This window comes from Halodurantibacterium flavum, assembly GCF_042681825.1.
GTDB classification, from domain to species: domain Bacteria; phylum Pseudomonadota; class Alphaproteobacteria; order Rhodobacterales; family Rhodobacteraceae; genus Halodurantibacterium; species Halodurantibacterium flavum.
This window is the reverse complement of sequence record NZ_JBHUGH010000010.1, coordinates 130,962-153,641: the sequence shown is the minus strand read 5'-3', so window position 1 is coordinate 153,641 and position 22,680 is coordinate 130,962. Positions and strand designations below refer to the sequence as shown.

Annotated in this window: 24 protein-coding genes; 10 read left to right on the top strand and 14 right to left on the bottom strand. The window is 65.7% G+C overall.

Going from position 1 to position 22,680, the window contains the following annotated elements; all coding sequences use genetic code 11:
* Positions 1-52 precede the first annotated feature (52 nt).
* Positions 53-553, bottom strand: a complete 501-nt coding sequence (gloA, locus tag ACFSGJ_RS13600; protein WP_390262806.1) for a lactoylglutathione lyase — start codon at positions 551-553, stop codon at positions 53-55.
* A 15-nt stretch (positions 554-568) separates the two neighbouring features.
* Positions 569-1,615 carry an A/G-specific adenine glycosylase gene (mutY, locus tag ACFSGJ_RS13595; protein WP_390262803.1) on the bottom strand — a complete coding sequence of 349 codons (1,047 nt, stop codon included), beginning with the start codon at positions 1,613-1,615 and terminating at the stop codon, positions 569-571.
* An 82-nt stretch (positions 1,616-1,697) separates the two neighbouring features.
* On the opposite strand from mutY, the gene ACFSGJ_RS13590 reads away from it, so the two are divergent.
* Together ACFSGJ_RS13590 and ACFSGJ_RS13585 are read left to right on the top strand one after the other, a co-directional pair.
* Positions 1,698-2,246, top strand: coding sequence for a DUF721 domain-containing protein (locus tag ACFSGJ_RS13590; protein ID WP_390262801.1), 549 nt, complete (start codon positions 1,698-1,700; stop codon positions 2,244-2,246).
* Positions 2,247-2,249: 3 nt separating this feature from the next.
* The gene (locus ACFSGJ_RS13585) at positions 2,250-2,924 is read left to right on the top strand and encodes a DsbA family protein (protein ID WP_390262799.1); all 675 of its coding nucleotides are present in this window, start codon (positions 2,250-2,252) and stop codon (positions 2,922-2,924) included.
* A 12-nt stretch (positions 2,925-2,936) separates the two neighbouring features.
* On the opposite strand, the gene lpxK is transcribed toward ACFSGJ_RS13585, so the two are convergent.
* From lpxK to ACFSGJ_RS13555, 6 genes are all read right to left on the bottom strand, one after another.
* The gene (lpxK, locus tag ACFSGJ_RS13580; protein ID WP_390262796.1) at positions 2,937-3,926 is read right to left on the bottom strand and encodes a tetraacyldisaccharide 4'-kinase; all 990 of its coding nucleotides are present in this window, start codon (positions 3,924-3,926) and stop codon (positions 2,937-2,939) included.
* Positions 3,926-5,104, bottom strand: a complete 1,179-nt coding sequence (locus ACFSGJ_RS13575) for a 3-deoxy-D-manno-octulosonic acid transferase (RefSeq protein ID WP_390262795.1) — start codon at positions 5,102-5,104, stop codon at positions 3,926-3,928. Before ACFSGJ_RS13575 ends, lpxK begins: the two co-directional genes overlap by 1 nt.
* A 19-nt stretch (positions 5,105-5,123) precedes the next feature.
* Positions 5,124-5,369: a DUF4170 domain-containing protein gene (locus ACFSGJ_RS13570; protein ID WP_390262793.1), complete on the bottom strand. Its 246-nt coding sequence runs from the start codon at positions 5,367-5,369 to the stop codon at positions 5,124-5,126.
* 36 nt (positions 5,370-5,405) lie between these two features.
* A complete protein-coding gene (locus ACFSGJ_RS13565; RefSeq protein ID WP_390262791.1) occupies positions 5,406-6,209 on the bottom strand; it encodes a 3'(2'),5'-bisphosphate nucleotidase CysQ in 804 nt (267 codons plus the stop codon).
* Positions 6,196-7,551, bottom strand: coding sequence for a TldD/PmbA family protein (locus ACFSGJ_RS13560; protein WP_390262788.1), 1,356 nt, complete (start codon positions 7,549-7,551; stop codon positions 6,196-6,198). The genes ACFSGJ_RS13565 and ACFSGJ_RS13560 overlap by 14 nt, the downstream gene beginning before the upstream one ends.
* A gap of 153 nt (positions 7,552-7,704) precedes the next feature.
* Positions 7,705-9,228, bottom strand: coding sequence for a DUF2125 domain-containing protein (locus tag ACFSGJ_RS13555; protein WP_390262785.1), 1,524 nt, complete (start codon positions 9,226-9,228; stop codon positions 7,705-7,707).
* A gap of 144 nt (positions 9,229-9,372) precedes the next feature.
* Between ACFSGJ_RS13555 and ACFSGJ_RS13550 the strand changes: the two genes are divergently transcribed.
* Complete coding sequence (locus ACFSGJ_RS13550) at positions 9,373-10,119, top strand: SDR family oxidoreductase (protein ID WP_390262782.1); 747 nt, start codon at positions 9,373-9,375, stop codon at positions 10,117-10,119.
* Positions 10,120-10,139: 20 nt separating this feature from the next.
* Here ACFSGJ_RS13550 and ACFSGJ_RS13545 read toward each other — a convergent pair whose 3' ends face one another.
* Positions 10,140-11,546: a sensor histidine kinase gene (locus ACFSGJ_RS13545; protein ID WP_390262780.1), complete on the bottom strand. Its 1,407-nt coding sequence runs from the start codon at positions 11,544-11,546 to the stop codon at positions 10,140-10,142.
* Between the two features lie 115 nt (positions 11,547-11,661).
* Positions 11,662-12,360: a TVP38/TMEM64 family protein gene (locus ACFSGJ_RS13540; protein ID WP_390262777.1), complete on the bottom strand. Its 699-nt coding sequence runs from the start codon at positions 12,358-12,360 to the stop codon at positions 11,662-11,664.
* A gap of 290 nt (positions 12,361-12,650) precedes the next feature.
* Between ACFSGJ_RS13540 and rpmH the strand changes: the two genes are divergently transcribed.
* The 5 genes from rpmH to ACFSGJ_RS13515 all read left to right on the top strand — a co-directional run bounded on the left by rpmH (position 12,651) and on the right by ACFSGJ_RS13515 (position 15,449).
* Positions 12,651-12,785, top strand: a complete 135-nt coding sequence (gene rpmH, locus ACFSGJ_RS13535; protein WP_343081895.1) for a 50S ribosomal protein L34 — start codon at positions 12,651-12,653, stop codon at positions 12,783-12,785.
* A 20-nt stretch (positions 12,786-12,805) separates the two neighbouring features.
* Positions 12,806-13,234, top strand: a complete 429-nt coding sequence (rnpA, locus tag ACFSGJ_RS13530) for a ribonuclease P protein component (RefSeq protein WP_390262773.1) — start codon at positions 12,806-12,808, stop codon at positions 13,232-13,234.
* Entirely contained in the window at positions 13,231-13,464 is a 234-nt protein-coding gene (gene yidD / locus ACFSGJ_RS13525; RefSeq protein WP_390262770.1) for a membrane protein insertion efficiency factor YidD, read from the top strand. Before rnpA ends, yidD begins: the two co-directional genes overlap by 4 nt.
* Positions 13,457-14,347 (top strand): tRNA 2-thiocytidine(32) synthetase TtcA, encoded by an 891-nt coding sequence (gene ttcA / locus ACFSGJ_RS13520; RefSeq protein WP_390262767.1) that lies wholly within the window; start codon positions 13,457-13,459, stop codon positions 14,345-14,347. The genes yidD and ttcA overlap by 8 nt, the downstream gene beginning before the upstream one ends.
* Positions 14,348-14,417: 70 nt before the next feature.
* Positions 14,418-15,449 (top strand): EAL domain-containing protein, encoded by a 1,032-nt coding sequence (locus ACFSGJ_RS13515; protein WP_390262764.1) that lies wholly within the window; start codon positions 14,418-14,420, stop codon positions 15,447-15,449.
* 353 nt (positions 15,450-15,802) lie between these two features.
* On the opposite strand, the gene ACFSGJ_RS13510 is transcribed toward ACFSGJ_RS13515, so the two are convergent.
* The gene (locus ACFSGJ_RS13510; RefSeq protein WP_390262761.1) at positions 15,803-18,049 is read right to left on the bottom strand and encodes a transglycosylase domain-containing protein; all 2,247 of its coding nucleotides are present in this window, start codon (positions 18,047-18,049) and stop codon (positions 15,803-15,805) included.
* Between the two features lie 266 nt (positions 18,050-18,315).
* Here ACFSGJ_RS13510 and ACFSGJ_RS13505 point away from each other — a divergent pair, with 266 nt between their 5' ends.
* Positions 18,316-18,654: a P-II family nitrogen regulator gene (locus ACFSGJ_RS13505; RefSeq protein ID WP_390262758.1), complete on the top strand. Its 339-nt coding sequence runs from the start codon at positions 18,316-18,318 to the stop codon at positions 18,652-18,654.
* A 31-nt stretch (positions 18,655-18,685) separates the two neighbouring features.
* Positions 18,686-20,053, top strand: coding sequence for an ammonium transporter (gene amt, locus ACFSGJ_RS13500; RefSeq protein WP_390262755.1), 1,368 nt, complete (start codon positions 18,686-18,688; stop codon positions 20,051-20,053).
* Positions 20,054-20,110: 57 nt separating this feature from the next.
* Here the strand turns inward: amt and ACFSGJ_RS13495 are convergent, their stop codons facing one another.
* From ACFSGJ_RS13495 to smpB, 3 genes are read right to left on the bottom strand one after another with little or no spacing between them, the layout of a single operon-like run.
* Positions 20,111-21,292 carry an amino acid aminotransferase gene (locus ACFSGJ_RS13495; protein ID WP_390262752.1) on the bottom strand — a complete coding sequence of 394 codons (1,182 nt, stop codon included), beginning with the start codon at positions 21,290-21,292 and terminating at the stop codon, positions 20,111-20,113.
* Between the two features lie 2 nt (positions 21,293-21,294).
* Positions 21,295-22,143, bottom strand: coding sequence for a 3-mercaptopyruvate sulfurtransferase (gene sseA / locus ACFSGJ_RS13490; RefSeq protein WP_390262750.1), 849 nt, complete (start codon positions 22,141-22,143; stop codon positions 21,295-21,297).
* Positions 22,144-22,203: 60 nt separating this feature from the next.
* Positions 22,204-22,677: an SsrA-binding protein SmpB gene (smpB, locus tag ACFSGJ_RS13485; protein WP_390262747.1), complete on the bottom strand. Its 474-nt coding sequence runs from the start codon at positions 22,675-22,677 to the stop codon at positions 22,204-22,206.
* Between the last annotated feature and the right edge of the window lie 3 nt (positions 22,678-22,680).

Sequence of the window (22,680 nt, the reverse complement as noted above, 5' to 3'; positions counted from 1 at the left end):
CGCAATCGCGGGCGCGGAAAACCTCGCCCGCCGCCCAAGGACGGGCCTGCCCTCAGTCCGAGCGATATTGTGCAAGCGCCGAGGCGACAAGGTCGGGTTGCACGATTTCCAGCCAGTAGCCGTCCGGGTCGCGGATAAAGGCGATGTCCTTTATGCCGCCCTCACCCAATCGTTTCTGAAAGGTGACGCCCAGCCTTTCGAACCGGGCACAGGCAGCCGAAATGTCCGGCACTGAGATGCAGATATGGCCATAGCCCTTGGGCGCTTCGTTTCCGCTATGCATCACGCTGTCATCCGTCTCGGACCCCCAGTTATGGGTCAGTTCCAGAAGCCCGGGGCGCGAGAATGTCTGTTCCAGACTGCCATCCACAGGGTCATGCCCGCGCGGCTGGAGAAAATAGAGCGAGAACTTCCATTCGGCTAAATCGAGCCTTGTGACCAGACGCATCCCCAGAACGTCCCGGTAGAACGCCAGCGAGCGGTCCGGGTCCTTGATCCGCAGCATGGTATGGGCCAGGACATAGCCATCGGTTTCGGCAAGATCGTCTTGCATATCGGAAACTCCCTTTCAGATTGTCGCGCGGACGAGATCATAGGCCTTGCGCATCACGGTCGGCAGAGCAGCGGGACGAAATTCCGCCTGCGGCATGAAAAACCCCCGCAGGGGCTCGGCGTCCATATCGACCTTAGCGACGCGCAGCCCAAGGCTCAGGTGAAAATGGGTGAAGGTGTGGCGGACCTCTGCCCCGGGATCGCGCCAGTCTGCCTCCAGCGGCGGCGCCTCGGCAGGGGCGGCGCCCCAATCCGCGCCGGGCCAACCCAGCATTCCGCCCAGAAGGCCCTTGTCCGGCCGGCGCTCCAACAGCCAGGCGCCATCGCTGCGGCGGGCGACATAAGCGATGCCGTGGCGCAGCGGTTTTGCCGCTTTCGCGCTTTTGCGCGGAAGATCCGACTGCATCCCTGCGGCCCGGGCGGCACAGTCCGCGTTCCACGGGCAGATCCCGCAGGCGGGGCTGCGCGGGGTGCAGATGGTGGCACCAAGGTCCATCACCGCCTGCGCATAATCCCCGGGGCGCTCGTCAGGCGTCAGCCGGGCAGCAAGCGCCGTAAGTTCGGGCTTTGCGGCGGGCAAGGGCGTCTCGACCAGAAAGAGCCGCGACATCACCCGTTCGACATTTCCGTCGACCACCACGGCGGGTTCATCGAACGCGATCGCGGCGACCGCGGCTGCGGTGTAGGGGCCGATGCCGGGCAGCGACAACAAACCCGCGCGTGACGTGGGGAACCGGCCCCCATGGTCGTCCCGGACCGCCCGCGCACATTTCAGCAGATTGCGCGCCCGGGCATAATACCCCAGTCCCGCCCATGCGGCCATCACATCCTCATCCCGGGCCGAGGCGAGCGCCGAGACATCGGGCCAGCGTTCGATGAACCGCCGGAAGTAATCCCGCACCGCGGCCACCGTCGTCTGCTGCAGCATCACCTCGGACAACCAGACGCGGTAGGGATCGGGGTGCACCCCCGCCGCACGGTCGGCAGGACCGACACGCCAGGGCATTGCCCGGGCATGGCGGTCATACCAGGCCAAGAGTTCGATCACCCGACCGTCACGCAATCTTTATTCCTTCAAATGCTGCAAAGCGCTGGCGCCTGCGGTGGTTGCGCCTAAACTATGGGCCGGTAAAGGTCGGGACAAGATGACGAATTCCCAGGGCAAAGCACAGGATCGCGTGCGACGGCGGATGCGCGGCTTCGAGGCCGCGGGCAACCTGCTGCGCGACCGCATCCGCGGCGCCGGGGAAAAGCGCGGCTTTGCCGTCAGCCGGATGCTCACCCATTGGCCCGAGGTGGTGGGCACGGATATCGCCGGTGCCTGCCGTCCGGTCCGCATCGCCTATGGGCGCGAAGGGATGGGCGCCACGCTCACGCTGCTGGTGCAGGGGGCGATGGCCCCGGTCATCCAGATGCAACTGCCCCAGATCCGGGACAAGGTGAATGCCTGCTACGGCTACAATGCCATCGCACGCATAACCGTGACCCAGACGGCTGCCGAGGGTTTTGCCGGAGGGTTCACCGAGCGGCAGGCAGGTTTCACCCCCGCCCCCCCGCAACCCGGGCCGAACCCCGAGATCACCGCGCGCGCCGGCGCAGCCGTCGCCGATGTGCGGGACAACAGCCTGAGAGAGGCGCTTGAAGCCCTCGGGCGAAACATTCTATCCGGTCCGAAACGACAGAAAGGCAACTAGATCATGCTGAGAAAGCTCATTCCCGCAGTTGCGGCGCTTGCCGTGGTGGCGGCGGGCGGCTGGTGGTTCTCCGGTAACGGCGGATCGGGGGGCGGAATGACCGCGATCTCTCGCGCCGATGCGCAGGAAACCGCGTCGGAGGTTGACTTCAGCCGGGTTCCCGACATGGCCCTCGGCGATGAGAATGCGCCGGTGACGCTGATCGAATACGCCTCGTTCACCTGCCCCCATTGCGCGAGTTTCCACGCGACGGTCCTGCCGGAGCTTCGGGCGAACTACATCGACACCGGCAAGGTGCGCTATGTTCACCGCGAGGTTTATTTCGACCGCTATGGCCTCTGGGCTGCGATGGTCGCGCGCTGCGGCGGCGAGATGCGTTACTTCGGACTTGCCGACCGGATCTATTCGACCCAGCGCGACTGGACGGCATCCAACGATCCCTCGGTCGTGGCGGAAAACCTGCGCCGGATCGGCCGCAGCGCGGGTATGAACGACGCGCAACTGGACGCCTGCCTGCAGGATGGCGACATGGCGCAGGCGATGGTCGCGGTCTATCAGACCAATGCCGATGCCGACGACGTGCGCGCGACGCCTACCCTGATCATCAACGGGGAAAAGCATGGCAACATGTCCTATGCCGATCTTTCGCAACTGCTGGACGGTCTGCTGGACGACTAACGCGCCCGGGTATCAGCGGGGCAGGCCCAGATCCGTCAGGGCCTGTTCCAACGGCATAGAGTCATCGAGTTGCAGCCGGACCGGCAATGTCAGCACCTTGCGGCGCCAGGCCAAAGGCAACCGGACCGCATCCTTTTCGGTCGTCACCAGCTGCGCATTGCGCAGCCTTGCCTCGGCCTCAAGCCGTTGGAGAAGGCGCGGCGTGAACGGCTGGTGATCTTCCAGCGCCTCGTGGCGGATCAGATCCGCCCCCAGATCGCGGAGCGTCGCAAAGAACTTTTCCGGATGCCCGATCCCGGCAAAGGCAAGCGCGCGCAGACCGGTCCATTGCATCCCCGTCTGCAGCGGCTCCAACCGGCCGCCGAGCACCGGACAGGGAAACGGCCCCCATTGCGACTGAAAACCGGCGCGCGCCTCCGGCGATCCGATTGCAAGGACCATGTCGGCACGGGCAAGCCCGGCCGCGACGGGTTCGCGCAGGGGGCCGGCGGGCAGGCAACGACCGTTACCAAAGCCCATTGCCGCATCGACCACGACAATCGACAGGCTTTTGGCGACCGAGGGATTCTGAAATCCGTCATCCAGCAGGACCACAGCCGCGCCAGCCTCTGCCGCGGCCCTGACCCCCGCAGCCCTGTCGCGCGCCACCCAGGTCGGGGCAAAGGCGGACAGAAGAAGCGGTTCATCCCCGACCGCCGCCGCATCATGGCGTGTCGCATCGACACGGACCGGGCCCTTCAGCCGGCCGCCATACCCGCGCGAGACGATATGCACCCCGTGCCCCTGCAGCCGCTGCGCCAGAAACATCGCCATCGGCGTCTTGCCGGTGCCCCCCACATTCAGGTTCCCGATGCAGATAACGGGGACCGGCGCCTGCCACCCTGCCCCCCGCGCGATCCTGCGTGCGGTAGCGTAGCCATAGACATGCCCGAGCGGCGACAAAAGCCGGGCCTGCCAGCCGGGCTGGTCAGGGGGCGTGAACCAGAACCGCGGCGCGCCCATCAGGCGGTCCCCCGGGGTTGAAGCGCGGCCAGAAGCATCGCCGCCACCCGGTCGGTCACATCCGCGCCGCTTGACGCCACGACCCAGGCATTATGGGCCATCATCGCCGTACGGTCGGGGGCGCGAAGTTCACCTATTGTTGCGCTCAGAACCGGGACGCTGCCAACCAGCCGGGCTGCCCGCGCGGCGCCCAGACGCGATAGAACGCCGGAATGCGCCCCCCTGCGCGGCCCGTGCAGGATCGCCGAGCCGAGCGCCGCCGGCTCCATCGGGTGGCGAAGGGGCCCGTCCCCGATCAGCGTTCCGCCCAGAAACGTGATCTGCGCAAGGCGATACCAGAGGCCGTATTCCCCCTCGGTGTCGGCAACATAGACCTGATCCTCATCATCGGGATAGTCTTCGCGGGACCGGAGCGCGGCTGACAGCCCCAATGCCTCTGCCCGGTCGGCGATGCCCGGCCCGCGCCGCGCCTCACGCGGGACAAGGATCATCAGCGCCCTGTGCGACAGACGCAGCACGGCGGCATGTGCCTGAAGCAGGCTTTCCTCTTCCTCGGGCGGGACATCGGCGGCAAGCCAGACCAGCCGGGTGTGCAGGCCCTGCGCCAGTGCCTCCCGCTCGGCCTCGGTGCAAGGCAGCGCCTGCGGGCTGGCCTCGACCCGCCCCGTCACCAGAACCCGGTCGGGCGCGGCGCCAAGACGCCGGAATATGGCGGCGCGGTCTTCGTCCCAGGCGAGAACCCGTTCCATCCGCTGAAGCAACGCGCGCAGAAGACCCGGATACCATGCGCCACCGCTCACATGCGGGGCCGTTCCTGTGTCGATCAGATATAGCGGCACATCCCGGCGATGCGCTTCGGTGATCAGCGCCGCAGGCAGCGCGCCCGCGGCCAGAACACCCATCGACGGCTTCCAGTGGTCGAGAAAGGCACTCGCTGCCTCCGGCGCATCCACCGGCAGGCTCGTCCCGCCTTCGACACCGGTCATCAGGCCCGCCGGCGCGGCGGGACCGCGCGCGATGCGGGGCCAGAGTTCGGAGATCGCCGCGCCTCCCGCGGGATCAGCGGCGTGAAACCAGACAAGCCGCCCCGGTGGGCGTGCATCGTGCAGACGGACGGGATCGCCGGCGCGATGCCGCCGGCCCGACCGCAGCAGATAGAGCGCCAGCCCCAGTGACATGTTTTATCCCTTCGGCGCCTCAGACGCCCAGTTCCTCGGTCGGGCTTGCAGGCTGTTCCTCATCGCGCAACCGATGAATATGGGCAATGAAATAGCGCATATGTGCATCGTCCACAGTCCGCTGCGCTTCGGCTTTCCAGGCGGTATAGGCGCTGGCATAGTCAGGATACATGCCGACGATATGAATGTTGGCGGTATCGCGGAACACGTTCTTGGACGGGGTCACAAGCTCGCCGCCAAAGACAAGATGCAGGCGCTGGGTCATGGATGCTTCCTTTTCAATGCGCGCGCAGCCTAGTCATCAGAGCGCGCGGGTCAAGTCGGCGCGTCCGGCGCCGAGCCGCTGCAGAAAGTCGTGGTGAACGGCCTCGGGCCCCGCGATCACGCCATCCGTCTGCGGGTGGGGCGCGTTGAACCGCAGCGCCTGCCCCTTCCGGTCGCTCAGATGCACGCCCGCCTCGGCCGCGATCAGCGCCGCCGCCGCGATGTCCCATTCCCAGGCGGGGCGGAGCGTCAGCATACCGTCGAAGCTGCCATCAGCCACAAGACAAAGCCGCCATGCGAGCGACGGGCGAAAATGCCGCTCGACCTCCGGAACGCCGCCCGGCCACAGGTCCGGCGCAAGCTGCGTACGCGAGGCAAGCACCCGCGCGCCGCCCGGCACCGCGCGCGGCCTGACGCGAATGACCCGACCGTTGAGTGTCGCACCGCCCGTCGCTGTCGCGGTATAGGTCAGGTTCATCAGCGGAAGATGTACCACCGCCGCGACGGGGCGCCCGTCTTCCACCACGGCGAGGGCATGGGCAAAGCTGCGCTGGCCATCCAGAAAAGCCCGGGTCCCGTCGATGGGGTCGACCACGAAGACCCGTTGGCGCGTCAGCCGGTCGCCATCGTCCGCCGTTTCCTCGGACAGCCAGCCATAATCCGGCCGTGCCTCCAGCAGGCGGGACCGGAGCATTTCGTCGACCTCAAGGTCGGCCTCGCTGACCGGCCCCTGCCCCTGCCCCTTGTCCCAGCTTTGGGGGCCGTTGCCAAAGTGGCGGGCGGCAATGTCACCGGCTGCCTGCGCCGCCTCGATCAGAAGGGGCAGATCATTCCCCGGCAATGGTCAGCCCCTCGACCAGAAGGCTTGGCACAACGCTGCTCAGATGGGTGCGGGCGTCATTCGCCGGTATCAGGGACAACAGCATATCCCGCAGATTGCCGGCGATCGTGCATTCGTTGACCGGCCAGGCGATCTCGCCCCCCTCGACCCAGAAGCCGGAGGCGCCGCGGGAATAGTCGCCGGTATTGGGATTGATCGACGCGCCCAGCAGCGACGTGACCAAAAGCCCCCGCCCCATCTCGCGCAGCAGATCGTCGCGCGACCGTTCCCCTTGCGTCAGCGATATGTTGGTCGTGCCGGGCGCAGGCGGCGCGGAGGTGCCGCGCATCGCGTTCGCCGTGCTGCCGGTGGCAAGCTTGCGCCCGGTCGCAAGATCGGTGACCCAGCCGCGCAGGACACCATCCTCGACCCAGGCACGCCGCGCCGTCGCCAGCCCTTCGGCATCGAAGACGCGCGAGCCCGAAACCCGGGGCCGCAACGGGTCCTCGATCACCGACAGGCCCTTGGGCAGGACCTGCTCGCCCATCCTGTCGCGCAGCCAGCCCGATCCGCGCGCAACCGTGCTGCCGTTGATCGCCGACAAAAGGTGGCTGATCAGTCCCGCCGCAACGCGTTCATCGTAAAGCACAGGGAACGCCCCGGTCGGGGGCTTCCGGGCGCCCCGACGCGCGATTGTCCGTTCCGCCGCGATCCGCCCGACCTCTTCCGGTGCCATCAGATCGGACTGGAACACGCGGCTGTCGCCAAAATAGTCCCGCTCCATCCCCGTGCCCTCGCCGGTGATGGCGACACATGACACCCCGCGCGACGTGCGCATGTAGCCGCCGGAAAAGCCGTTGGTTGCGGCAAGGTGGATGGCCTGCCGGCCATAGCCTGCACCGGCGGATTGCACCTTGCTGATCCCCGCAACCGCCAGCGCAGCCGCCTCGGCACGGCGGGCATCGTCCTGCAGGGCGGCAGGCTCGGGTTCCGGCGTCGGGTCGAAAAGCTCCAGCCCGCCGGCATCGCGCAGGGTCGCCAGTTGATCCGCCTCGGCAAGCCCGATCCAGCGGTCCTCCGGCGCCTCGCGCGCCATGGCCACGGCGCGCTCCGCCATCGCCGCAATGGTGCTGTCGCGGGTGTCGGAGGCCGACACACAGGCCTGCCGCTTGCCGATCAACACCCGCAGCCCGATTTCCAGCCCCTCGGACCGCTCCGCCTGTTCAAGCTGGCCGGAACGGACGTCAATGCTGACCGAGGTGCCCGAGATCGCGATCGCATCCGCTGCCTCCGCGCCCGCACGTCGTGCCGCGCCAAGCAACGCCTCGGTCAGACGATCAAGCGACGCCGGTCGATCCGTCATGGCAGCACCCCCTTTGGCCCGTTCAGAGATCAGGACCTAGAGTGCAGGCGGGCGCCGCGCAAGCCCAAGGCAGCGCGCGCCGCCCCGCATAGCCGCACTGCCCAACGAAAAGGGGGCCCTTGCGGCCCCCTTCCAAAGCGATGTCCCGCCGGATCAGCGGATGCGCTGACCGTTTGCCAGAACCTCACCCGCCTCGTTAACCTCGATCCGCGAGGTGAGCGTGTCTTCTTCGCCCTCAACCGGGCGGGCGAAAAGCGTCATCATCATGCGTGCGCCCATCGCCTGGTCCTGCGGCAAGAGACCCATCCCGACCAGCCGGTCAATCAGGGCATTGCCACCGACCAGCCGCAGATCCGCCGTCCCCTCAGGCCGCGGGGACCCCTCGAACGTCACCAGATCGTCGTTGTCGAAGGTGAAAGCGCCTACGCCGGTCAAAAGCGCGCCAAGCCCGCCGACATGCAGTTCGTTCAGCGTCACGCTTTCGATCTGGCCCGGCGCCTCTTCCTGCTCCCAGGTCTCGGGGTTCAGCAGGCTATGCGTCAAGAGCGCGGTGCCCGCCAGGTCGATCACCGCCGTGATCGGGTCCCGGGGCAGGTTCCCCTGGGGATCGAACATCGCCCAGACCTCTTCGTTGACCGTCAGGTCGACAAAGCGGGTCGCGAATTCGAAATCCTGCGGCTCCGGGGCTTCGTCCAGCGGCAGTCGAAGCGTCGTGCCCGTCTCGGCCACGCTGCCCGAGATCGGAACGGGAAACGCCCCTGCGAGCATCGAAAACTCACCGCCATTCGTGCCGGTCTCATAGAGGACACCTTCGTTGTCGAGGCCGAAGGCGAAGCGACCATCCTGAAGTTGCCCCGAGAATTCGAAGGGCTGCGCCGAGTTGTCGACGCCGCTCACATCCACCGTGAAACTCGCTGCGGACATATCCGCGCTCATGAAGCCGCCGGTGCGCAAACGCTCCAGCCATTCTTCCGGCTGGCCCTGAAACAGACCAAGGGAAACCACCTGCTCTGCCGCGAGCCCGTCCATCGCGATCACCGCGCGAACCTCACCGCCCTCGGCCGAGGTTACTTCCCACACATACTCGGCCGAGTCTGCCTGCGCGGTCATGGTGACGCCTTCGTCATCCGTGCGTCCCATTGTGCCGGACAGGGCGAGGACCTCGAGCGCAGCGGTTATTTCGCCCTGATCTTCGGGAGTCAGAAAAATATCACTCATGGTGAAAGCCGCTGCCGTCCACTCATAGGTGACAGCACCCGGATCGCCCTCGGCGATGGCGACGAAATCGGTGAATTCCATGGTTCCGGTCGTGGTGATCGTCTCACCTTCCGGGCCGGTCATCGTCATTTCGAGGATCATCGGGCTACCGCCCGTCATCTCGACCCGGCCATCCCCCAGTTCGCGCAGGCGCATGTCCGCCATAGTCATGGTGCTGCCGCTCTCTGCGCCTTCCAGGGCCATGGTAGACATGGTCATCTCGATGCCTGACACGATGAGCGTGTCGCCGTCGCGGCGCGTTTCGGCATTGGTGATCTGATAACCGACCGAGGCAAGGATCTCTTCCTGATCCGCCCAGACATCTTCTGCCGTAACGTCTGCGAATACAGCGGTGCCGATGGCCGACCCCATCAACCCCAAAAAGATCGCCCTGCCCGAGGTCCTTGCCACATTGATCATACTCAAACCCTCATCCATCCGACATCCGCGCCGGCACATTTCCGGTAACTTCCCCGCCGGTCAACCCGCTGTCCGGGAAATTGGTTTCCCTTTTCCGCCCTATCGGCGACAGTTTGCTGGCGACTTGATAAAAGAGGAATAAAGATGAACGACATGCGCGACAAGGTAATCCTGATCACCGGCGCAAGTCGCGGTATCGGCGCGGCCACGGCAAGGGTCTTCTTTTCCGCCGGCGCGAGGCTTGTGCTGCTGGCGCGGGATCGCGAAAGCCTCGATGCGCTGTCGCAGGAAACCGGTGCCCTGGCCGTAACGGGGGATGTCGCTGATCCCGCTTCGATGGAACTCGCCGTTGCGACCGCCTATGAACGGTTCGGGTCGCTTGACGTGCTGGTCAACAATGCCGGCATCATCGGGCCGATCGCATCCCTTGCAGAGGCGGACGCCTCGGATTGGGGACAGGCGATCGACGTCAACCTCAAGGGCGTTTATCACGGGATGCGCGCCGCGCTTCCTGTCATGCGCGCGCAGGGGGGCGGCACGATCCTCACTGTCGGCTCCGGCGCTGCCCACACACCACGCGAAGGTTGGAGCGCCTATTGCGCCTCGAAGGCCGGGGCGCTGATGCTGACAAAGGTGACGGATCAGGAGGCGCGGGCGGACGGCATACGCGCGCTCAGCCTATCGCCCGGGACCGTCGCCACCGACATGCAGCAGCAGATCCGCCAAAGCGGGATCAACCCCGTCAGCCAGCTTGACTGGTCGGCGCATATTCCGCCCAAATGGGCCGCGCGGGCCTTGCTATGGATGTGCGGCCCCGAGGCGGACGATTTTCTGGGGCAGGAGGTCTCGCTGCGGGACGAGGATATCCGGCGGCGGATCGGGCTGGGCTAACCCCCGGCCCCGGAACGGCGTCACTGCGCCGCGACTTCCAGCACCGCAGCCGCTTTTGGCAGGCGGATGATGAACTCTGTTCCATCCTCATCGGTCCGCACCAGATCGAGACGTCCGCCATGCCCCCGGATCAGTTCCGCCGATATTGCCAGCCCCAGACCAAAGCCACCCTTGCGTGCCCCGCCCTGAAATGCGGTAAAGAGGTGCTCGCGTGCCTTTTCCGGCAGCCCGGGCCCAGTGTCACCGACGCGGATCCACCAGGTTTCTTCATCCTCGCCGCCGCCGATTTCGATGGTGCCCGGACGGCCCGTCGCCTCGATCGCCTGCCGGGCATTCCGGACGAGATTCGAAAGAACACGGAAAAGCTGTTCGCTGTCCGCACGAATCGTGAGGCCGGGGGCGACATCGGTTATGAAGGTGAGCTCGCCCTCCCGCGACGCCAACTGCTCGCTCTCGATCACCTCGGCCACCAGGAGGCGCAGGAAAAGCCGTTCCAGCCGGGGCGCGGGTTCCTCGGCCCGGCCAAAGGCAAGCGTGCTTTCGCAAAGGTTCACGGCGCGCGATAAGGACCCCACCAGCTTGGGCGCCGCACGGGCGACCGCCGGGTCATTGCTCCGCTCCATCCGGTCGGCAAACAGCGTCGCGGTCGTCAGGATGTTGCGCAGGTCGTGGCTGACCTTCGCCACCGCGCCGCCCAGCTGCGCCAGCCGCTCTTTCTGGCGCAACGCCCCCGTCAACTGCGTCTGGAGCGAGCGGAGCGCCTGCTCCGCCTCGCGCACCTCGGTCACACCGCCTGACGGTTCGATGATCCGCCGTGCGTCCTCGGGTGCCTCGGCATAGGCGGTCATGTGCCCCACCAGCCGTCGGATCGGCGCCACCAGCAGCACCCGAACCGCAACGAACAACAATATGGCAGTGACCGCCGAAATGATCGCCGACAGGGCAAGGATGCGCAACGCGTATTCGATCATGTTCGCGCGCAGCGGCGCAGTCTCGATCGTGACCTCGATCAGGAGGCCGGCCGCCTGCACAGGGTTGCCGATCACCCGGATGACCCGGTTTTCCCGTTTGCGCAGAACGTCCAGCGCATCGCGGATCAGGTCGAGCGGGCTCGCCGCGCGCAGGTCGTAGGTCGCATGGACCGGCGAGGGCAGAGGCGAGGACAGGACCAGCTGGCGCATCTCGTCCCGTCGCAGGACCACGTTGAAAACCCCGGCATTGGACAGAAGCTCGCGCTCCAGGTCTTCCGATATCATCTCGTCCGTCGCCAGCAGCGCAAGCGAGGCGATCTGTGCCCGTTCCAGACGCAGCAACAGGTAATCCTCGCGGAAACGCGCGATGGACGGCAGGAAAATCAAAACCTCGGCCAGCATGACGAAGACCACCGTCAACATCAGGAACCGGCCCGAGAGGCTGTTTAGAAACATGCGAACGCCTCAGGGTCACCAAACGGTACGGCCAGCACCGCCGGCGGGGATTATCAAACACTTTCGCCAGAAAATAGGTTCCGTCGAAGGAATTGTTTAGTCCCGGTCCGCAATTTCAGGGTCGGGCCATTCCCGTTCGTTTCTGCTTCCAGAAAACATAGATCGCCGGCAGGATCACCACAAGCGCCAGCGCGGCGAGGGCGCCGAGCACGAACGGGTCCCTTAGCAATGCCTCGTCGGACGGGTCGTCCTGCATCAGAATCTCGCCCAGGCCCGCCCCGATCCATGTGTATAGAAACGTGGCCGGCAGACTCCCAAGCGCGGTGGTCCACGCAAAGCGAAGGGTAGGAACCCGCACCAGCGCCGCCAGAACATTCCCCACAGCCAGCGGGATGCCCGGCAAGATCCGTAACGAGAGAAGCACGAGGACTTCATTGTCCCTTATCCGCTCCATGCTGCGCTGCATCCGCCCGCTGCCGGTGCGCAGCAGGCGCAGGAATGGGCCGCCGAGACCAGACCGGACAGCAAGAAACAGCAAGAGCGCCCCACCCGTCAGGGCCCCAAGATTGAAGAATGCTCCCGGAAATAACCCGAAGAGGAAACCACCGGTCAGCGTCAGCGGCAACGCCGGCAAGGTTGTCAGCACCATCGCGACATAGGCTGCAAGAAACAGCGCCACGGTCAAGCCATAGTTGCGGTCGCGGAACTCGATCAGTGAAAGATGATGTTCATGCAGCGTCTCGAACCGCAACCGGTCGCTGAGCATCGAATAGGCAAGGATTGCCGCAACCGCGATCGTCAACGCCGGGAGCATGCGCCAAAGCGCGGTGCGCATTCCTTGGGAACGCGCGGATTTCCTTCCATTCACCATAGTCTTCCCATGGTTCCGCCCGCATTTTGTCGACCCGGCGACGATAGCCGCCAGCACGGATTCGGGCCAGCAGAACCGGTCACGAAGCGAGGGGCCATGGATCCCGTCGGAATGAACCCGTCAAAGTGAGCCGGCACCGGGCGGTTCTGAATTGACTCGGTCCGGTTCCGCGGCTATGTGCCGTGCTTCGATAAAGCCGGGTCGAATCCGGCTTCCCAAGACGGAGTGGAGCGATGAAACGCACCTATCAACCGAGCAACCTCGTCCGCGCCCGCCGCCATGGGTTCCGGGCACGCATGGCCACCAAAGGTGGTCGCAAGGTTCTGAACGCGCGCCGCGCCAAGGGCCGGAAGGTTCTGTCGGCCTGAGCTGCGCCGAAAGGCAAGGCATGACACCGTCGGCGATCCCCGTGGCAGGCCAATGCGCCGAACCCATAGGGGGACCGGCGGTTTTGTCATGTCCAATCGAAACGCTCAAGCTCCGGTCCGATTTCCTGCGGGCCGCGCAGGCAAGCCGGCAGGGAACCGCCGGCTTCATGCTTCAGGCGCGGCAGCGTGACGGCGACGGGCCGGGGGCCGCGATCCGCGTGGGCTTCACATGCTCGCGCAAGGTCGGGAACGCGGTCACGCGCAACCGGGCCAAGCGTCGCCTGCGGGCAATCGCGAGGCAGGTGATGCCCGGCGCCGCGCAGCCCGGCTGGGACTACGTTCTGGTCGGCCGACCCGGTGCGACGGTCACGCGCCCCTATGACCTTCTGGTCGGCGACCTGCTGCGGGCGATAGAGCAGATCCACCGCCCCAAAAGGTCCAAGGAATGAGCCCGCTTGCGCAGATATTCTCGCTGCCGGTTCGCGCCTACCGCCTGATTTTCTCCCCGTGGGTCGGGCATAACTGCCGCTATCAGCCCACCTGTTCCGCCTATGCGCTTGAGGCGCTCGAACGTCACGGGGCGCTGCGTGGCGGGTGGCTGACGCTTCGCCGTCTCGGCCGCTGCCATCCTTTTGGCGGCAATGGCTACGATCCCGTTCCGGAGAAACACGATGCTTGAAGAGGGGCTTGAAGACGGGCGTGATGACGGACTCGACGGGGGCCGCGAAATCCACCCGCTGTTCCATGGCGCCCCCGCCACGACCGAATTCCGCAAGCTGCGCAAGCGGATCGTGCGCGAGGTGCGCGAGGCGATCGAGCAATACGGAATGATCGAACGCGGCGCTCGCTGGCTCGTCTGCCTCTCGGGCGGCAAGGATAGCTATACGCTTCTGGCGGTGCTGCATGAGCTGCAATGGCGGGGGCTTCTGCCGGTGGAACTGCTGGCCTGTAACCTCGATCAGGGCCAGCCGGGCTTTCCGGCCACCGTCCTGCCGGATTTCCTGACCCGCATGAAGGTCCCGCATCGGATCGAGTATCAGGACACCTATTCCATCGTGATGGACAAGGTCCCGGCGGGGCGGACCTATTGCGCGCTCTGTTCCCGGCTGCGGCGTGGGAACCTGTACCGCATCGCAAGGGAAGAGGGCTGTTCGGCCGTCGTTCTGGGCCATCATCGCGACGACATCCTCGAAACCTTTTTCATGAACCTCTTTCATGGCGGGCGCCTTGCGACGATGCCGCCCAAGTTGCTGAACGAGGAAGGGGACCTCTTCGTCTACCGGCCGCTTGCCTTTGTGGCCGAGGCGGATTGCGACAGGTTCGCGCGGGCGATGAACTATCCGATCATTCCCTGCGACCTTTGCGGGAGCCAGGACGGTCTGCAACGTCAGCAGGTCAAGCAGATTCTCGACGGCTGGGAGGCCCGCAGCCCGGGCCGCCGGCAGGTCATGTTCCGCGCGCTGATGAATGTCCGCCCGTCGCATCTGCCCGACCCGGGCCTTTTCGATTTCACTGGTCTGATGCGCGCACTGTCGAAAGACGAAAAGACGGGTCCGAATTAACCTGCCAGTCATCTTCTCGCGCCTAGGATGTGAGGGCTGAGCCGGTTTCCCGGCCAGGGGCGGAGGCCGGATGGTACAGATGACGCGGATAAACTGGCGGGCTGTCGCGCAATCCCTCTTGCGCCCCGAAATGGTCGCCCTTCTGCCTGCACTCACGCTCGGCTCCTACTGGCTGGGGGGGGAACGGCTTTTGCTTCTGCTCGCCGTCACCCTGCCCGCGCTGACCGCGACCCTCGCCAGCATGGAACGACGGTGGCGGAACCAGCCCGCCCCCGCACGGGCCACCCCGCCCCGGCCCGAGACGGAACTGCTCCGGAAAGCGTTTGAACGTGGGGAATTCCGGGCGTTCTTTCAGCCACAGCTCAGCACGGACACCGGTCGGATCTCGGGGATGGAGGTTCTGGCCCGATGGCAGCATCCCGAACAGGGGCTGCTTGCGCCCGCGATGTTTCTTCCCGCGATCGAGGCGGCCGGACTATCGGAACGCCTCAGCGAAATCATGATCGCCCAAGGGCTTTCGGCGATCAAAGGCTGGGATGCGATGAGTCTGCATGTGCCCACGGTCGCGGTCAATCTCTCTGCGGCGGACCTGCGCAATCCGCGCCTGACGGCCCGGCTTCAGTGGGAACTGGAACGGTTCGACCTTGCGCCCTCACGCTTTACCGTCGAGATCCTGGAAACGGTCGCTGCGGCGCTCCATGAGGACGCGATCGAGGAAACCGTGCGCAGCCTCTCCGCGATCGGCTGCGGCATCGATCTGGACGATTTCGGGGTGCGCCACGGGGCGCTCGATCTTTTGCGCCGCTATCCCGTGAGACGGATCAAGATCGACCGCAGCTTCGTCACCCGGCTGGACCAGGACCGGAATCAGCAAAGGATGCTCACCGCGATCCTGTGCCTCGCCGATCAACTGGGCCTCACCACACTGGCCGAGGGCGTCGAAACGACCGGCGAACACACGATGCTCGCCCAGCTCGGGTGCGGTCATGTTCAGGGCTACGGAATCGCCCGCCCGATGGGGCTTTCGGACGCGACGATCTGGATCGAACAACACCGTGCCAAGCTGACCCAGACGCCCCAGATCGGACGCCGGGCCTCCTGACCGGATCGGTCCTGCGCCATAGCGATAGGCTGAGGGCGGCGGCCCTTCCTGAAGGCAGAGGCGCGGGGCTGATCATGCAGGTTCTGACCCGCGAACCGTCGCCGTACGGATCGACCCCAAGCTCGATTGGCCCGACGTAAAGCCATGCACCTAGGCGCTGCGACCGCTTCCGAACAGTCTCACCAGCCTTACGGAGGCTCCGCACCTCACGCACAGCTACCCTCTGCCGCATGAGGCGCGGCAACCCCGGACGTGACCGCGATCAGCCCGGTTCAACCCAATCTCCGGCGGTCACCCGCGATCCGCGACGAAGACCCGAGGACATCCGTCACAGGCACAGAAGGAAGCGCGCCTCAGTTCGGCAGGAAGGTGCCCAGCACCTCTCGCAGCACCTGGTCGATGGCATTGTCCAGCGATTGCGGTTGCTGCGCCTGCGCCGGGTAATTTCCGGTCGCCGGATCGCGATAGGGATCGACCGGCGCGGGGGCTGCCCCACTGCTATGCTGGCGCACGACCACATCCAGCGGAACCGGCGGTTCGGGCACGTCCAGCGGAAGCGGATGCGCCGGAAGCCCTTCATGCACCCGCACCATCACCTCGCGCCAGATTTCCGCCGGCAGACCCCCGCCCGTGACCCCGTTCAGCGGCGTGTTGTCGTCATAGCCCATCCAGACGCCGGCGACATAATCCGCCGTGAACCCGATGAACCATGCGTCGCGCGCCGCCGATGTGGTGCCGGTCTTGCCCGCGGCCTCCCGGTCGGGAAGGCGCGCGCGCGTGCCTGTGCCGGATTCGATGACCTCGCGCATCATGTAGGTGGTCAGCCGCGCCGCCCGCTCAGAGATGACGCGGTTCTGGATGCCGCCCTCCTTGCCGATCAGCAACTGGTTGTCACCCGCCAGTCGCAGCTCCAAAAGGCCATAGGGCCGCACCGCGTTCCCGCCGTTGAGCAACCCGGCATAGGCGCCCGTCATCTCGACCAGTGTCGCCTCGGACGCGCCCAGCGGCAGCGCCGGCCCCTGGGCCATGTCGCTGCGAATCCCGAATTCGGCGGCGACACGGCGGACATTTTCGCGCCCCACCGCCTCGGACACCCGGATCGCCGGGATGTTGAGCGAATGCTTGAACGCCTCGGTCAGCGTCACCTGCCCGCGGAAATCGTTGGTGTAGTTCCGGGGCGACCACGGCCCCGAGCCGGGGATATGGATCGTCAGCGGCGAATCCTCGACCCAGTCGCTGGGGTGATAGCCGAGATCCATCGCGGCGGCGTAGACGAATGGCTTGAAGCTCGACCCCGTCTGCCGCAGCGCCTGCGTCGCGCGGTTGAACGCCCCGGACACCTGCGTCCGGCGTCCGCCCACCATCGCACGCACTGCACCGTCCGATGACATGACGACAATGGCCGCCTGCGCCTCGGACCCTTCGCGAACCTTGGTTTCAAAGATATGCGCCAGCGCCTCTTCGGCCGCGCGTTGCAGACGCTGGTCCAGCGTCGTGCGGATCACCACGTCCTCGGTCGTTTCGCGCGTAAGGAAGGACGGCCCGCTCTCCATCACCCAATCCGCGAAATAGCCGCCCGCCCGGGCCTCGGCCGCCTCGGAAAGACGCGCGGGGTTCGACCGCGATTGCGAAAGCTCGGCCGAGGTCAGATAGCCCTGTTCCGCCATCAGCCCCAGGATCACGTTGGCCCGGCCCTGGGCCCGTTCCAGGTTGCGGGTCGGCGCATAGTAGGACGGCGCCACCAGCAGCCCCGCGAGCATCGCGGCCTCGGACGGGTTCACCTCATTCGCCGACTTGCCGAAATAGCGTTGCGCCGCCGCCTCGAAGCCGCGCGCGCCCGCACCCAGATAGGCGCGGTTGAGGTAGATCGTCAGGATTTCATCCTTGGAGTATTTCGCCTCCATCGCCAGCGCATAGGGAACTTCCTTGATCTTGCGCCAGACCGAGGATTCCCGGCATTCCGCCTCGTATTCGGCCTCGGTCTGGGTTTCGCGCTCGAAGGGCACGCCGAGGCACAAAAGCTTGGCCACCTGCTGCGTGATCGTGGACCCGCCGTTGCCGGAAAACGGCCCCCGCCCCTCGCGCAGGTTGATGCGCACGGCGCTGGCGATGCCGCGGGGGCTGACGCCCAGATGGTGATAGAAACGCCGGTCCTCGGTCGCCACGACCGCGTGCTGAAGATGCGGGGAGACGTTCTGCGCGGTGATCTGGCCGCCGAACGTCTCACCCCGCCAGGCAAAGACCCGGCCTTCATTGTCCAGAAGCGTCACCGAACCCCGGCTGCGACCGTCCAGAAGCTGCGTCACCGGCGGCAGGGTCGAATAGTAATAGAATGTCGCAAGCCCCAGCAGGACACCGACCACCGCCCCGGTCCGCCAGGTGACACCCCAGACGATGCGGAAGATCAGGCGGAAGAACCCACCGAAAATTCGCCCCAGAAACCCGCCCCGCGGGGCCTTGCGGCGCGCGGTCTTGCGCGCTGTCGCACCGGATTTCGTCTTGCCGGCGGCGCTGCGCGATTTCGCCGCCGCGCCGGCCCTCGACTGGGACGCGTAACGACGATCCGCCACCAAGGGGGGTTTTCTGCCCGAACCACTCATGAACTGCCTGACCGTGTTAATTGTGCCTGCTTTTGCCCCACCATACCGCGTCGCAGCGAAAAAGGGGAGAAGCAACCTTTCACGATTCGGTTTTTGAACAGCGCACTTTTTAGGCGAAGCGTCCTGTTTGTGCAAAAATTGTGCATATCACGCCTCCGGCAACTGCCTAATCCTTGCTCATTTTCTTGAGTTAGGCGGCAACTCCGCGCCTTCTCTGGCTGTGGCGTCAGCCGCAGCGGGCTCCTGACGAAGGGAAGGGAAACGACGTGAAACTCATCATAGCAGCGATCAAGCCGTTCAAGCTCGAGGAGGTCCGCGAGGCGCTGACCGCCATCGGCGTGCGCGGCATGATGGTGACCGAGATCAAGGGCTTCGGGTCGCAATCGGGACATACGGAAATCTACCGCGGCGCGGAATATGCCGTGAACTTCGTCCCAAAGGTAAAGCTGGAAATCGCCGTCAGCTCGGCCATGGCCGATCAGGTGGTCGATACGATCCAGAAAACGGCCAAGACCGACAAGATCGGCGACGGCAAGATCTTCGTTCTCGACCTGCAGCAGGCAGTTCGGGTCCGGACGGGCGAACTCAACGACGATGCGCTCTGACGCAGCCGCAACGGGTAGGAGAGGGAAAGAAATGAAACTGACGAAATATCTGGTGCTGGGGGCCGCGCTGACGGCCATTCCCGCACTCGGCTTCGCACAGGAGGCGGCCGAGGCCGTCGACGCTGTCGAGGCGACCGCTGCGGACGGGGCGCTTGAGGCGCTCAACACCGAGATGGTCTTCATCTTCAACACGCTGCTGTTCATCCTGGGCGGTATTCTGGTGTTCTGGATGGCCGCGGGCTTTGCCATGCTCGAGGCTGGGCTTGTCCGGTCCAAGAACGTGACGATGCAGCTGATGAAGAACGTGGCGCTCTTCTCGCTCGCCGCGATCTTCTACTACCTGATCGGCTACAGCATCATGTATCCCGGCGATGCCTGGATGATCGAGGGCTGGCTGGGGGCGCTTGGCACCGCGGGGCTGGAACCGGTGGGTGTCACGGCCGAACTTGCCGACGATGTCTCCTATGCCTCGACGAGCTCGGACTTCTTCTTCCAGCTTATGTTCTGCGCCACGACCGCCTCGATCGTGTCCGGGACGCTGGCCGAGCGGATCAAGCTGAGCCCCTTCCTGGTCTTCGTGATCGTGCTGACCGCGCTCATCTACCCGATGCAGGCCTCCTGGACCTGGGGCGGCGGCTGGCTGGACGAAGCGGGCTTCTCCGACTTTGCCGGCTCGACCATCGTTCACTCCGTCGGCGGCTGGGCCGCGCTGACCGGCGCGCTCATCCTCGGGCCGCGGATCGGCCGCTATCGCGATGGCCGCACCGTGCCGATGCCGGGTTCGAACCTTGCGCTCGCGACGCTGGGCACGTTCATCCTGTGGATGGGCTGGTTCGGCTTCAACGGTGCCTCGCAGCTTGCGATGGGCACGATCGGGGACGTCGCTGACGTTGCGCGGATCATGGCCAACACGAACACCGCCGCAGCCGGTGGTGCCATTGCGGCGCTGATCCTGACCACGGTGCTCTACAAGAAGCCCGACCTCACCATGGTGCTTAACGGCGCGCTGGCGGGTCTGGTCTCGATCACCGCGGAACCGCTGACGCCGGGCCTCGGCCTTGCGACGATCATCGGTGCGATCGGCGGTATCATCGTGGTCTTTGCGGTGCCGATGCTCGACAAGCTCAAGATCGACGACGTGGTCGGCGCGATCCCGGTTCACCTGATCGCCGGCATCTGGGGCACCATCGCTGTCGTTCTCTCGAACGATGAGGCTTCTCTCGGTGCGCAGCTGACCGGCATCATCGCAACGGCGATCTTCGTTGTCGTCGCCTCGGGTGTGGTCTGGCTCATCGTCAAGGCCATCATGGGCATGCGGGCCGATCAGGAAGCCGAGATCACCGGTCTCGACATGTCCGAACTGGGGATGGAGGCCTATCCCGACTTTTCCAAAGGCTGATCTCCTCCTTCCATCAGCCTTGAGGACTGGCCCGGACCTTTGGTCCGGGCCTTTTTATCAGATGCTGGCGGCGATCGCCTCGGCCACAACCGGGATCGTGCTGTCGGTCAGACCGGCGACATTCATGCGCCCGTCCTCGATCAGGTAGATGCCATGCTCTTCGCGCAGCCGAGCAATGGCGGGCGCGCCGATCCCGATCAGGGAAAACATCCCCCGCTGATCCCGCAGAAAGCCGAACCGGTCCGACCGCGTGGTCTGGCGCAGGGCGTCGGCAAACGCAGCCCGGTTGCGATCCATCGCCAGCCGCATGGTTTCCAGTTCCGACTGCCAGGTCGCCCGCAGATCGGCATCGCCCAGAATCGTCTGGACCACCCGCGCCCCATGATCCGGCGGAAAGGCAAAGTTCTGCCGGTTCAGCCAGGCGAGCATCCCCTGCACCACGCCTTGCGCCTGCGCATCCCGGCAGATCGCCATGGCAAGCCCGGCCCGATCCCGGTAAAGCCCGAAGTTCTTGGAACAGCTTGCGGCGATCAGAACCTCAGGTACCTGCGCGGCGATCAGGCGCAGCCCGTCGGCGTCCTGCTCAAGCCCGGCACCGAATCCCTGATAGGCCATATCGACAAAAGGCACCGACCCACGTTCCGCCAGCAGGGTGGCGAGTTGCCGCCAGTCGTCCCGTGCAAGGTCCGCCCCCGTCGGGTTGTGGCAGCACCCATGCAGCAGAACCACATCGCCCGGCCCGACCTGCGCCAGATCCGCCATCATGCCCGCGCGATCGAGCGCCCCGGTTTCCGCGTCGTAATAACGATAGCTCTTCCGCCGCAGCCCCACCGTGTCGATCAGTGCAGGGTGGTTGGGCCAGGTCGGTTCACTGATCCAGACGGTCGCATCGGGCCGCGCAAGGCGGACGAGTTCCAGAATCTGCCGCACCGCCCCTGTGCCGCCCGGCGTGCCCGCCGCGGCCACCCGCGCCGCGGGCACCGCATCGCCCAGCAGAAGGCCCCGCATCGCCTCCAGAAAACCGGCATCACCCGCAAGCGTCACGTAGGATTTGCTTTCCTGCGTCTCGACCAGATGGCGTTCGGCCGCCTTGACGGCCGCCATCACGGGCGTCTGGCCGGCCGCGTTCCGCCAGACACCGACGCCAAGGTCGATCTTGCCCATGCGCGGATCATCGCGGAACATCTGCATCAGGCGGATGATCTTGTCGGGGCTTTGCGGCCGCAGCGTTTCGAACATGTTCAGCCCTTCTCCACCTTCAGGTCGCCATACATTCCCCATTCGGCCCAGGACCCGTCATAAAGCGAATGGTCCCGATGGCCGATCCGTTCAAGCGCCAGCGACAGGATAGCCGCCGTCACGCCCGACCCGCAGCTGGTGATCGCGGGCTTGGTCAGGTCGACGCCGGCCCCCTCGAACACGCCGCGCAGCTCGGCGGGGGGTTTCATCGTCCCGTCTTCGTTCAGCAGGGTTGCATAATGCACGTTCCTGGACCCCGGAATATGGCCGGCGCGAAGACCGGGCCGGGGTTCCGGCACCTCACCCCGAAACCGCGCCGGCGAGCGGGCGTCGATGATCTCATGATCCCCGAGCTTGGAGGCCGCCGCCACCTGCGTCACATCCTTGATGAGCTGGCTTTGCCGCGACACCGTCATGTGGCGGTCGCGGATGACAGGCGGCAGATCCTCGACCGGGTGCCCCCCGGCCCGCCATTTGGGCAGGCCACCATCCAGCACCGCGATGTCGCGCTTGCCCATCAGGCGGAACAGCCACCAGACCCGCGCCGCGGAAAAGAGCCCGGCCCCGTCATAGACGACCACCTGATGCCCATCGCCCACGCCCATGGCGCGCATCCGGCTCATGAACTTTTCGACCGGCGGCACGGTGTGGGGCAGCGGCGACCGGAGGTCGGAAATCTCGTCTATGTCGAAAAACCGCGCGCCGGGGATATGCGCCGCCTCATATTCCTCGCGCCCGTTGCGGCCCGCATCGGGCAGATACCATGAGGCATCGAGAATACGCAGGTCGGGGTCGCGCAGATGCGCTGCAAGCCAGTCGGTGGAAACCAGCGTCTTCGGATCGTCCTGCATCTCGCCCCCCTTCTCGCCTCTGTCGCTTCCGGCATATCGCCGCGGGCCGGGGCAGGCAAGTCAGCCGTGTTCCTTGAGCAGGCGCTGTTTCTGGCGGTTCCAGTCGCGTTCGGCGCTGGTGGCGCGCTTGTCGGCAAGCTTCTTGCCCTTGGCCACGCCGATCTTCAGCTTGGCGATGCCCCGGTCGTTGAAATACATGACCAGCGGCACAAGGGTCATGCCCTGTTTGGCCGTCGCCGCCCAGAGCCGCGCCAGTTCCCGTTGCTTGACCAGAAGCTTGCGCTTGCGCCGTTCCTCATGGCCAAAGACGCCCGCCTGCGCATAGGCCGCGATGTAGGAGTTGATGAGCCACAGCTCCCCCTGTTCGACGCTCGCATAGCTTTCGGCGATGTTCGACTGGCCCTTGCGCAGGCTCTTGACCTCGGACCCGGTCAGGATGATCCCGCATTCGAGGTCATCCTCGATCGCGTAGTCGAACCGCGCGCGGCGGTTTTCGGCGATGATCTTTGAATTGGGGTCGGATTTCTGGGCCATCCA

Coding starts and splice junctions, on each gene's coding strand:
- ACFSGJ_RS13515 (WP_390262764.1), top strand. CDS start 14,418: ATGGTACAGATGACGCGGATAAACTGGCGGGCTGTCGCGCAATCCCTC.
- ACFSGJ_RS13545 (WP_390262780.1), bottom strand. CDS start 11,546: ATGTTTCTAAACAGCCTCTCGGGCCGGTTCCTGATGTTGACGGTGGTC.
- rpmH (WP_343081895.1), top strand. CDS start 12,651: ATGAAACGCACCTATCAACCGAGCAACCTCGTCCGCGCCCGCCGCCAT.
- ACFSGJ_RS13550 (WP_390262782.1), top strand. CDS start 9,373: ATGAACGACATGCGCGACAAGGTAATCCTGATCACCGGCGCAAGTCGC.
- ACFSGJ_RS13570 (WP_390262793.1), bottom strand. CDS start 5,369: ATGACCCAGCGCCTGCATCTTGTCTTTGGCGGCGAGCTTGTGACCCCG.
- amt (WP_390262755.1), top strand. CDS start 18,686: ATGAAACTGACGAAATATCTGGTGCTGGGGGCCGCGCTGACGGCCATT.
- lpxK (WP_390262796.1), bottom strand. CDS start 3,926: ATGGGCGCGCCGCGGTTCTGGTTCACGCCCCCTGACCAGCCCGGCTGG.
- ACFSGJ_RS13590 (WP_390262801.1), top strand. CDS start 1,698: ATGACGAATTCCCAGGGCAAAGCACAGGATCGCGTGCGACGGCGGATG.
- ACFSGJ_RS13555 (WP_390262785.1), bottom strand. CDS start 9,228: ATGATCAATGTGGCAAGGACCTCGGGCAGGGCGATCTTTTTGGGGTTG.
- smpB (WP_390262747.1), bottom strand. CDS start 22,677: ATGGCCCAGAAATCCGACCCCAATTCAAAGATCATCGCCGAAAACCGC.
- sseA (WP_390262750.1), bottom strand. CDS start 22,143: ATGCAGGACGATCCGAAGACGCTGGTTTCCACCGACTGGCTTGCAGCG.
- ACFSGJ_RS13585 (WP_390262799.1), top strand. CDS start 2,250: ATGCTGAGAAAGCTCATTCCCGCAGTTGCGGCGCTTGCCGTGGTGGCG.
- ACFSGJ_RS13540 (WP_390262777.1), bottom strand. CDS start 12,360: ATGCTCCCGGCGTTGACGATCGCGGTTGCGGCAATCCTTGCCTATTCG.
- ACFSGJ_RS13495 (WP_390262752.1), bottom strand. CDS start 21,292: ATGTTCGAAACGCTGCGGCCGCAAAGCCCCGACAAGATCATCCGCCTG.
- rnpA (WP_390262773.1), top strand. CDS start 12,806: ATGACACCGTCGGCGATCCCCGTGGCAGGCCAATGCGCCGAACCCATA.
- ACFSGJ_RS13510 (WP_390262761.1), bottom strand. CDS start 18,049: ATGAGTGGTTCGGGCAGAAAACCCCCCTTGGTGGCGGATCGTCGTTAC.
- yidD (WP_390262770.1), top strand. CDS start 13,231: ATGAGCCCGCTTGCGCAGATATTCTCGCTGCCGGTTCGCGCCTACCGC.
- ACFSGJ_RS13560 (WP_390262788.1), bottom strand. CDS start 7,551: ATGACGGATCGACCGGCGTCGCTTGATCGTCTGACCGAGGCGTTGCTT.
- ACFSGJ_RS13575 (WP_390262795.1), bottom strand. CDS start 5,104: ATGTCACTGGGGCTGGCGCTCTATCTGCTGCGGTCGGGCCGGCGGCAT.
- gloA (WP_390262806.1), bottom strand. CDS start 553: ATGCAAGACGATCTTGCCGAAACCGATGGCTATGTCCTGGCCCATACC.
- ttcA (WP_390262767.1), top strand. CDS start 13,457: ATGCTTGAAGAGGGGCTTGAAGACGGGCGTGATGACGGACTCGACGGG.